General features: G+C 50.2%; 5 protein-coding genes and 1 pseudogene. 3 read left to right on the top strand and 3 right to left on the bottom strand.

What is annotated here, in order from left to right; all coding sequences use genetic code 11:
• The 3 genes from ACY2VW_RS13510 to ACY2VW_RS13520 form a co-directional block, all read right to left on the bottom strand.
• The coding region (locus tag ACY2VW_RS13510; RefSeq protein ID WP_461878406.1) for an alpha-mannosidase at positions 1–2,315 on the bottom strand (2,315 nt) is incomplete at its 3' end.
• A 115-nt stretch (positions 2,316–2,430) separates the two neighbouring features.
• Positions 2,431–3,420: a glycoside hydrolase family 130 protein gene (locus ACY2VW_RS13515; RefSeq protein ID WP_195530672.1), complete on the bottom strand. Its 990-nt coding sequence runs from the start codon at positions 3,418–3,420 to the stop codon at positions 2,431–2,433.
• Positions 3,421–3,642: 222 nt separating this feature from the next.
• The gene (locus tag ACY2VW_RS13520) at positions 3,643–5,514 is read right to left on the bottom strand and encodes a beta-N-acetylhexosaminidase (protein ID WP_461878407.1); all 1,872 of its coding nucleotides are present in this window, start codon (positions 5,512–5,514) and stop codon (positions 3,643–3,645) included.
• 255 nt (positions 5,515–5,769) lie between these two features.
• On the opposite strand from ACY2VW_RS13520, the pseudogene ACY2VW_RS13525 reads away from it, so the two are divergent.
• The 3 genes and pseudogenes from ACY2VW_RS13525 to ACY2VW_RS13535 all read left to right on the top strand — a co-directional run.
• A pseudogene (locus tag ACY2VW_RS13525) lies at positions 5,770–6,093 on the top strand (sensor histidine kinase); the annotation flags it as partial.
• 10 nt (positions 6,094–6,103) lie between these two features.
• A complete protein-coding gene (locus ACY2VW_RS13530; protein WP_461878409.1) occupies positions 6,104–6,226 on the top strand; it encodes a response regulator in 123 nt (40 codons plus the stop codon).
• 147 nt (positions 6,227–6,373) lie between these two features.
• On the top strand, positions 6,374–6,896 hold a 523-nt coding region (locus tag ACY2VW_RS13535; RefSeq protein WP_461878408.1), incomplete at its 3' end, for a LysR family transcriptional regulator.

The following is a 6,896-nucleotide window of genomic DNA, read 5'->3' on the forward strand; positions in this document are numbered from 1 at the left end:
GGACCGTTTTCTGTCCACTCCATGCGGCGTACACCCTCCACCTTCCAGGATTTCTCGGTGTGGAAGATATCCAGGTTCCATGCGCTGTACTGCAGAGGTTTGTCCTCATAGATACGCAGCTCGTTGCCGGTTGTTCCGCTCTGAAGCACTTCGCGGTCGTTCTCTCTATCAAACAGGGAAGTGAATTCACCGTTTGCATCGATCTGGATCGTGTAGAACGGAGTCTCAAGGGTATAGCCCTCTCCAGCTTCTGTTACAGCAAATGGCGTTTCCGCAGCGGCTCCGCTCGTCGGGCGCAGAACCTGATATCCTTTGGACGGCAGGTTTTCTGCATAGACAATGGCTCCGTCTTTCGTCTGCTGTACCGGATATACGGTGGTTCCGTCGGTCATGGCTTCTGCCGCGGTCTCACCGAGTACAACAACGTCGTTTCTTCTGTGGCCGAGAGTATTCCATACGGTCACGCTCTCGTCTTTTGTTCCGCAGAGTGCTTCCATGCGCTCGCCGATCAGTTCTGCTGATGTCTCCGCAATCTCTGCATATTCTTTCTTCGTCTGCTCATATACCTCGTGAATCGAAGATCCCGGCAGAATATCGTGGAACTGGTTGGTCAGGATCATCTCCCACATACGGTTCAGTTCTTCGGTCGGATATGCTTTTCCAGTGCTTTCAGCCAAAACGGACAGAAGCTCTAATTCCATCATCGCATACTCGCTCTTACGGTTGCCGCGTTTGTTGCGTGCCATGGAGGTGTATGTTCCGCGGTGGAACTCAAAGTACAACTCGCCGATCCAGGTTGGGAGACGTTTGCTGTCTTTTACTTTCTCATGCAGCTCGTCGAAATACGTTCTTGCGAATGCCTGACGTACCTTCGGCACCCCTTTGATGCCTTTTTCCATACGCTTGGATGTCTCGAGCATTCTTCTGGTCGGGCCGCCGCCGCCGTCTCCGTAGCCGTAGCTGATCAGGATATCGTTGTTGATGTCCTTGTTCTGGTAGCGGTCCCAGCCGCCCATGATGGCATCCGGGTGCAGCATTCCGTTGTATGTGGTAAAGAAGCTCGTCTCCGGCTGTCCGACGCCGAGCGTTGTGATCATATGGGTGAATACTTTGCTTCCGTCGATACCTTCCCAGTTCATCGTATCGTACGGCACTTTGTTGAACTCGTTCCATGCCAGTTTGGTCGTCATGAAGTAGTCAATTCCGCATTTTTTCAGAATCTGCGGCATCGCTGCGCTGTATCCGAAGACATCCGGCAGCCACAGGATCTTGTTGTCCACGCCGAACTCTTCTTTGAAAAAGCGTTTTCCGAACAGGAACTGGCGCACGAGGGACTCTCCTGAAGTCAGGTTGCAGTCTGCCTCAACCCACATGCCGCCTTCCGGCTCCCAGCGTCCTTCTTTGACTCTCTGGCGGATTTTCTCGTATACTTCCGGGTGTCTTTCCTTTACAAAGCTGTAGAGCTTCGGCTGGCTTGACATGAAATGATAGTTCGGATACTCATCCATCAGTTTTAATACCGTTGCAAAGCTTCGGCAGGATTTCTGACGAACCTGGTCGATCGTCCACAGCCATGCCACATCAATGTGGGTGTGGCCGATGCACGTTGCCACGACTTCGTCCCAGCCGCCCATTTTTTCATAGATGGCTTCCTGGATGTATTTTTCAGCCTCTTCGATCGAAGCGTAGAACTCTTTGCTGTACGGCTTGCGCAGATCCAGCAGGTTGATGGTGTTCGTCAGCTCGGTTTCGAGATCCAGACGCGTTTTATTGTCCTCGTCCATGCGGTTCAGGCCCTGCATCGGAACGATCAGATCGTAGTAGATTTCTTCGATCTTGGCATCATGCTCCTCAAGGTCTGCCAGAAGACGGAACTCGCTGTGCAGGGTTCCGGTGTAGGACTGCAGGTCGAGCTGGATTTTTTCGCCGGCTTTTGCGTTTTCTCTTACGAGTACTTCGCGGTGGTTGATGTCCATACCCTGGATCACTTCGCCGTTTGCAAACAGCAGGAACTGCGGGTTTCTTCCGTCATCCCAGTCGTCCAGTCCTGCATGGACTCTCATCCAGAGATTTTTTCCATCGAAGCTCTCCGGAACGGTGATGGTGGTGCGGAACCAGTAATGTTTGTCCGGTCCGTACCAGCGGTCATTGACCGTATCAAACGATGTCCACGGCTCTTCTGATGCATCGGCCTCTGCCGGTGTGATATAGCAGCCGTTTTTCACCTGCATATCGGTGATTTTGATTTTCTGTGAAATCGAAAGTCTCGCCAGTTCCTGGCAGATCACGTTCACACGCTCTTTTACAAATTTCATAGTGCCTCCTTATGCTTTCCATGGGGTCATTTTTAAAAAGAAAGTCCGCCGGACCTGCAGGCTTCTTTCACCCGTAAGCCCGGCGGACTTTTCGCTTTTTAAGTTTTCTTATAAATTAAAGGCTGTTCTCTTTCACATAGTTCAGCAGCTCATCTACGGTTGTGAATGCCATACCGGTTACGGTATCTGCACATCCGTAATAGATTGTGATTCTTCCGGTTGCAGCATCGCTTAAGGTCGCACAAGGGAATACAACGTTCGGAACATCACCCATGCACTCGTACTGTGTGAGTGGAGCCATGATGTAGTCTTTGGTTCTGTATTTTACTTTCCACGGCTCGTCGATATCCAGCAGCGCGCATCCCATACGGTATACATAGCCGTTGCAGGTTGTGATTACACCGTGGTAGATCAGCAGCCATCCCTCATCTGTCTCGATCGGAACCGGGCCGGCACCGATCTTAGTGCACTGCCATGCAGACTCGTCGCCGCGTACCGGGCTCATCATGTGGCGGTGTCTTCCCCAGAATTCCATATCTTTACTCTGGCTGACAAAGATATCGCCGAACGGTGTATGGCCGTTATCGCTTGGACGGCTCATCATCATGTAGTAGCCGTTGATTTTTCTCGGGAACAGTACGCCGTTACGGTTAAACGGAAGAAATGCGTTCTCAAGCTGAACGAATTTCTTGAAGTCATAGGTGTAAGCAACACCGATGGTCGGGCCGTGGTAGCCGTTGCACCAGGTTACATAGTATTTGTCGTCAATTTTGCAGACACGCGGATCATAACGATACTCTCTGGTCAGAATCTCCTCGTCAGCGCCCTCGAATTTGATCGGTTCGTCTTCGATCTCCCAGTGGATACCGTCTTTACTTCTTCCAACGAAGATGTCCATGCTGATGGAACGGCTGTCGCAGCGGAATACACCTACGTATCCGTCCTCGAACGGTACGACTGCGCTGTTGAAGATACTGTTGGAACGTTTCTGCTCGTAACGGCCGATGATCGGGTTCTGATCATAGCGCCATACCGGCATGTGCTCTCCTGCTGGTTTCTCCTGCCAGGGCATATCCGGCAGATTGTTTCCGATGATTTTACTCATTTGATGTTTCCTCCTTTGAAAATAGTTTTTCTTTTTTCTTTCTCTCTTGTCACGGCATACGGACATTTTGATCTTTCGATCAGATACTTCTATCTTCGTCCATTTCCGTCCAAAAGTCAAGTGTTTTTGTTCACTTTTATGTAAATTTTCGTTTTCTTTGTTACTTTTTATCGTTCATTTATTTTCTATTCGTGTTCATTTTTGTTCACAAATAGATTTTTTCTATTTTTCGTACGGTTTTCTTCCCCGCAGAATGTCGGCATACCAGAACACGATTTCAGCAATATGGTGCAGATCGCCTTCTTTGCTGATGCTTCTCCAGGATGCTTTATACTTCATAAACCAGGTTTCCAGCCGTCCCGCAAGTGCCGCGCAGGCTGTCTCATCCTTTTCTTTTCCAAGCTCAATGTCGCACATTCTCGCGCCCGTCTCATTCCAGATGTCAATCGCATCCATCGTGAGTTCCAGCACCGGAACCATTGGACGGCAGGATTCTTCCAGAGCACCGGCTGTCTTTTTCAGTTCTTTTTTCAGAGCCGCAATTGTTTCCTTTGCAGCTGCACGCTTCGCCTCATCCTGGATTCTCGCGTCAAACAGCGCATTCCGGTTGTTCGGATGACCGAGCACTTTTTCCTCGTAAACGACGTTGGCATCCCACCAGTCAAAGATGGAGCATTCTGCCGTTTTTGCCATGTAGGAAACGAATTTTCCGCTCCGGTCGCCGTAGGCAAGACGGGAAATCTGTTCATTCAGTTCCTCAAAGCTGTCGGTATCGTCTCCCCAGGAGAAGACAGCTCCGTAGATCATCCCCGGAAGGGAGAAGTCCGGCTGGTTGATGTGGCCGCAGTCACCCCAGTCAGTGTTTAAAACACCTTCCGCATGATACTTTCTCGCATAGCCGCACATCCGTGTGATGTTTTTGTAGCTGTTCTCTACCAGGTTCATCCACTGGTTCCAGCCGCCGACACCAGGACAGAGGTACTGTCTTGCACCGGCTTCCGCCATCACCTTTGCCTCATGCTCTCTCTGCTCGGCTGCATAGCCCCAGGTCAGGCAGACGGTTTCCTCTGGCAGCTCTTTGATCAGATCCGGCTGTGCACAGATGATATCGCCCCAGAACATCGGCTTTTTGCCTTTTGCCACGAGAAACTCGCAGAGCTCTTTTACATAGTCGATATACAGACGGTGAACGCCTTTCTCGTCTGCCAGCGGTTTCGATTTTCCTTTTCCGAGGTCAAACGTTTCATCCGCGCAGATATTGAATTTATCTGTGGTAAAGAGTGCCATGTACTCCTCGATCATTGCCTTGATCAGTTCGATCGCTCTGCCGCCGGAGACATCCACTGTGTGATGCTGCATCCGGTTCCAGAAGGAAAACGGCTCTTTCCAGCTGTCCGGGAATTCACAGAGATCGCCATAGCTCTTTGTGGAGAGCAGCATGTACAGATGGCCGAACGTTGCGATTGACGGCACCAGTTCGATATGAAGCTTTGCACAGTATGCATCCAGCTCACGGATTTCCTCTGCCGTAAGCGGCGTCTCATCGCGCCACATCTCGGAAAGTCCCGAAAACAGATACGTGTGCTCCACATAGAGCTGCAGCTGGTTCAGCTTGTAGTACGCCATGCGGTCTGCCACCTGTTTTAAATAGGAAAGTGTCAGCACACGGCCTCTCGTCTCATCGAGATAATAGCCGCGCACCGGCAGATCCGGCTCATCCTCGATCCGCACAGCCGGAAGCAGTGCACCGTATTCGTGTATCATCTGGCACAGCGTCTGCACGCCGTAGAGCACGCCGGCTCCGTCACCGCCCTGAATCGTAATGTTCTCTTCTGTCACCTGCAGTACGTACTGCTGGCTTTTCAGCGTCTCATCCAGTCCCAGTACAATGGCACCGGTCTCTTTTCTTCCCGGAACACCATATCCCATCTCATACTGCATTCCGGTTTCCTTTTGGATTCCCTGCTGCAGCACTTTCGCATACGTATCCCCATTTCCCAGCAGTCTGCCCTCCAGTACGATTCTGCCGTCATAGCAAAGTGCATGTTCCCCCGTCAGGAGTTTTACCTCTTTCGGCTTTGGTAAAAATTCCATTTTCCTTCTCCTCTTGTTCTTTTGTTTTATTTGTAACCTTAGAGTTTTCGTTGAACGTTAAGTAACATTTTGAAAACTACTTTTCTCTTCTCTCCCATCCTACCATATTTTTTCCACATATTCCACAATAATTTGTAATTTTCTTCAACTTTTTTCAAAGTTTCTCCCTGTTCCACTCTTTTATATGTAAAGTAACTTTTATTTCTCTTTGTTTCCCATTTCCATTCCGGAACAAAATCTGTTTTTCGGATGCTTCTGGTGGACGCACTGAACACGGCGGAACATGCCAACCGTGCCAAAACAGCCTTCCTCAACAACATGTCCCACGACATCCGCACTCCGATGAATGCGATCATCGGCTTTACCGCTCTGGCCGCCGCCCATGTCAATCAGCCGGACCAAGTACAGGAATACCTGAATAAGATTTCCACCTCCGGCCAGCACCTTTTAAGCCTCATCAACGATGTGCTCGATATGAGCCGGATTGAGAGCGGCCGTGTCAAGATTGAGGAAAAAGAAGTCCATCTGCCGGATGTGATGCACGATCTTCGCACGATTGTCAATGCCAGCATCGTCTCCAATCATCGCCATGACGGCAAATGCGTTTGAGGAGGATAAGCAGAAGGCTTTTGCCGCCGGCATGAATGCCCATATCGCAAAGCCGATCGAGGTCGACAGTCTTTTGTCCACCATCGCCAAAGTGCTTGGCTGATTCCCCTTTCTTATCTGCCGGAACTGTGAATTTTCTCTTACTCGAAAAAGAGGAGAAAAAGTTCACGGTTCCGGCAGATTTTTTCTTGCATTCTTTCGGGGAAGTGTGCTAGAGTGAAGGTATCATATTTTATAAGAGGTGCTTATTTTGGATATTAATTACGAGTTATATAAGGTTTTCTATTACGTTGCCACCACACTCAGTTTTTCCGAGGCCTCCAAGCTGCTTTTTATCTCGCAGTCGGCGGTCAGCCAGTCGATCAAGGTGCTGGAGAAAAAACTTGGAATTACCCTCTTTATCCGCAGTACGAAGCGTGTACATCTGACTCCCGAGGGTGAGACGCTGCTGCGCCACGTAGAGCCTGCGATCAACCTGATTGCGCGCGGTGAAGCACAGATTATGGAAGCGGGAACGCTTGGCGGCGGCCAGCTCCGCATCGGCGCAAGCGACACAATCTGCCGCTATTTCCTCGTTCCATACCTGAACCGTTTCCACCGCTCCTTTCCGAATGTCCACATCAAGGTGACAAACCAGACTTCGACCCAGTGTGTCGATCTGCTGGAATCCGGCCAGGTGGATTTCATCGTGACCAATTATCCAAACTCGCATCTTTCCAGCCGTCTCCACACGATTCCGATTCATTCGTTCCACGATATCTTTATCGCGAACG

This window comes from Fusicatenibacter sp. (assembly GCF_977045365.1).

Coding starts and splice junctions, on each gene's coding strand:
- ACY2VW_RS13530 (WP_461878409.1), top strand. CDS start 6,104: ATGACGGCAAATGCGTTTGAGGAGGATAAGCAGAAGGCTTTTGCCGCC.
- ACY2VW_RS13515 (WP_195530672.1), bottom strand. CDS start 3,420: ATGAGTAAAATCATCGGAAACAATCTGCCGGATATGCCCTGGCAGGAG.
- ACY2VW_RS13520 (WP_461878407.1), bottom strand. CDS start 5,514: ATGGAATTTTTACCAAAGCCGAAAGAGGTAAAACTCCTGACGGGGGAA.